3 protein-coding genes are annotated in these 2729 nt (G+C 61.6%); all 3 read left to right on the top strand.

The features are described 5' to 3' along the window. The coding region (locus JMF90_RS32355) for an LLM class flavin-dependent oxidoreductase (RefSeq protein ID WP_201325954.1) at window positions 1-1153 on the top strand (1153 nt) is incomplete at its 5' end. A gap of 4 nt (window positions 1154-1157) precedes the next feature. Then, window positions 1158-1946: an enoyl-CoA hydratase/isomerase family protein gene (locus JMF90_RS32360; RefSeq protein ID WP_011548529.1), complete on the top strand. Its 789-nt coding sequence runs from the start codon at window positions 1158-1160 to the stop codon at window positions 1944-1946. Beyond that, the coding region (locus JMF90_RS32365; protein WP_201325955.1) for an AMP-binding protein at window positions 1943-2729 on the top strand (787 nt) is incomplete at its 3' end. The genes JMF90_RS32360 and JMF90_RS32365, both read left to right, overlap by 4 nt.

The following is a 2729-nucleotide window of genomic DNA, read 5'->3' on the forward strand; positions in this document are numbered from 1 at the left end:
GCCATTGAAATTCGGTTTTTGGTCCGAGCAGGAGACGCAGGTCGGGCATAGCTACTCGAACAGGCTTCGCGAGCTGGTTCGCGAAGCGCGCTTCGCCGAGCAAATGGGTTTCGACTTTGTTGCGTTGTCGGAGCAGCACTTTGCGCTTGGCGGCGTGTCGAGTTCGGCGCCTGAAGTGGTGTTCGGTTATCTCGCGGCCGTCACTTCGCGAATCAAGCTGCGTCCTGCCGTGGCGCTGATGCCGAAGGCCATCAATCACGCGCTGCGTACCGCGGAACGGCTGGCGGCCACCGACATCCTCTCCGAAGGCCGGATGGAGATGTATTGCGGGCGCGCGAACACGACGATCGCAATGCGCGCGTTCAACGTATCGCCGGAGGAAACCCTGCCGCAAATGGAAGAGGGCATGGCGCTGTTGCGCAAAGCGATGCGTGAGGACGTGTTCACCTTCGAGGGAAAGTATTACCAGGTGCCGCCCCGGTCGCTCGTGCCGAAGCCGTTGCAAAAACCGTATCCCGTCCTCGGCGTTGCAGCCACCAGTGCGAACAGCCATGCCTGGGCCGGCTCGGAAGGTCTCGCGGTGATGAGCCATGCGATTTATCAGGGATGGGAGAAACAGAAGGGGCTGCTGGACACCTACTGGAACAGCTGGAAGCGCGATGAGACCGGGCCGTTGCACAAGCCGCGCGCCGGCATGCCGATCTTCATCGGTATCGGCAAGACCGACCAGGAAGCGAAGGACATTTACGCCGGCGCGATCATGAACTATGCGCGCATCTCGACCGATGCGTATCCGCGGCTCGCCAAACTCGCCGACAACTACGCATACATGGCCGAAAGCGTGCCCGCGATGCAGCGCGCCGCCGAAGATTGGGACTACCTGCTGAACGAATCCGCCACCACGGTGTGCGGAAGCCCCGATACCGTCATCCGTCAGTTGGAGCAATACGAGAAGCTCGGAATCGACGAGGTGCTGCTGCATATCGACTCGGTGCCGCACGAGCAGATCATGTCGACGATCGACATGGTGGGCCGTTACGTGATTCCGCATTTCAACGATCGCAACAATATCGTCCGCCCGACCGACGAGTTGCTCGAGAAGATTCGCGCCATGCGTCCGCAGGCCGCCAACCCGAAGCAAAGTCAAGGATGAACCTATGAATACGTCTTCGCGCTATCAGTATCTGAATGTCGAACAACGGTCCTCCGGTGTCGCGATCGTTACGATGAATCGCCCGGAAATCCTGAACGCCATCAATTGGGACATGCACGACGAACTCGAACGGGTATTCGTCGAGCTGGATCACGACAAAGCGGTCAAGGCGATCGTGTTGACCGGCGCCGGTCGCGGGTTCTGCTCGGGCGGCGACCAGAAGTCGATCGACAACGGCAATATCCCGTCGGCGACGCGTGGTGGCCGTCACCTCATAAGAAACATGCTGGAGGTCGAGGTGCCGATCGTGGCGGCGGTCAATGGCGTGGCCGTGGGCCTGGGCGCGACGCTCGCGCTGTTCTGCGACATGATTTATGCGAGCCCGACCGCACGGTTCGCCGATACGCACGTCAATGCCGGTGTCGTCGCGGGCGACGGCGGTGCGGTGATCTGGCCGCTTCTGCTCGGGCCGGTCCGCGCGCGGCACTATCTGATGACGGGCGACTTCGTCAGCGCGGAGGAAGCGCTGACGATGGGGATGATCAACAAGATCGTCGAAAGCGACAAGCTGCTGGAGGCGGCGATCGATTACGCGGAACTGCTCGCGAGCGGCCCGCGCGACGCGATCGTCTGGACGAAGTACTGCGTCAACAAGCTCGTCAAGCAGAATGCCCATCTGCTTCTCGACACGTCGATCGCTCTGGAGACGATCACGTTCAATTCCCCCGAGCGCCGCGAAGCGGTGGCTTCGTTTACCGAAAGGCGCAAGCGCTTTGGAGACAACTGGAAATGAGCGCGGCACCGTGGACTTCCGGCAATCAATTCGCGACCACCACCATTCCGGCCTTGCTGATCGAGCGCGTGAAGAACGACGCCGACGCAAACGCGTTCTTTCAGAGGCGTGCCGGAGCGTGGGTGCCCACCACCTGGAAGGGCTATGCGAACGCAGTCTGTTCCGTATCCGCAGCCCTCGGCGCGGCCGGTGTCGCACGAGGCGATCGGATTGCCATCATGGGCGACGTATCGCAGGAGTGGCTGATTGCCGACATGGCGACGATCTGCTCGGGCGCGGTGACGGTAGGCGTCTATTTCACCGCGTCGGTCGAAGAGGTGCGCTACTACCTGGAGGATTCAGGGGCGACACTCGCTTTTGCCGGAAGTGCCGAACAGCTTCGGGTCATGAAAGCGGCCGATACGTCCAGCCGGCTCCTCAAGATCGTGGTGCTCGATCCGGACTGGAAGCGCTCGCCTGACGAAACCGGCATGAATGTCGTTTCACTCGCCGAGTTCGCGTCGCATTTTGACGGCGACGAAGTCGCTTATCTGCGTGAGCAGTCAGAGCTTGCGCGGCCGACGGACCTGGTGAGCCTGGGTTACACCTCGGGAACCACGGGGGCGCCGAAAGGCGCGATGCTGACGCACGTGTCGATGCTCGCGGGCGCGTTCACGTGGCCGACCTTCTGTCCGGCGATATTGTCCGAACCGCAGCGCATGGTGATCCATCTGCCGCTTTCGCACACGGTCGCGCGCATTCAGGCGACGACGCTGCCGTTGATCGCGAAGACGGTACCTTACT

It is taken from the genome of Burkholderia sp. E168m23 (assembly GCF_016586125.1).
Classification (GTDB): Bacteria; Pseudomonadota; Gammaproteobacteria; order Burkholderiales; family Burkholderiaceae; genus Burkholderia; species Burkholderia orbicola.

What these genes read in the sequence shown, in the direction of transcription:
- JMF90_RS32360 (WP_011548529.1), top strand. Translation starts at nt 1,158, where the DNA reads ATGAATACGTCTTCGCGCTATCAGTATCTGAATGTCGAACAACGGTCC.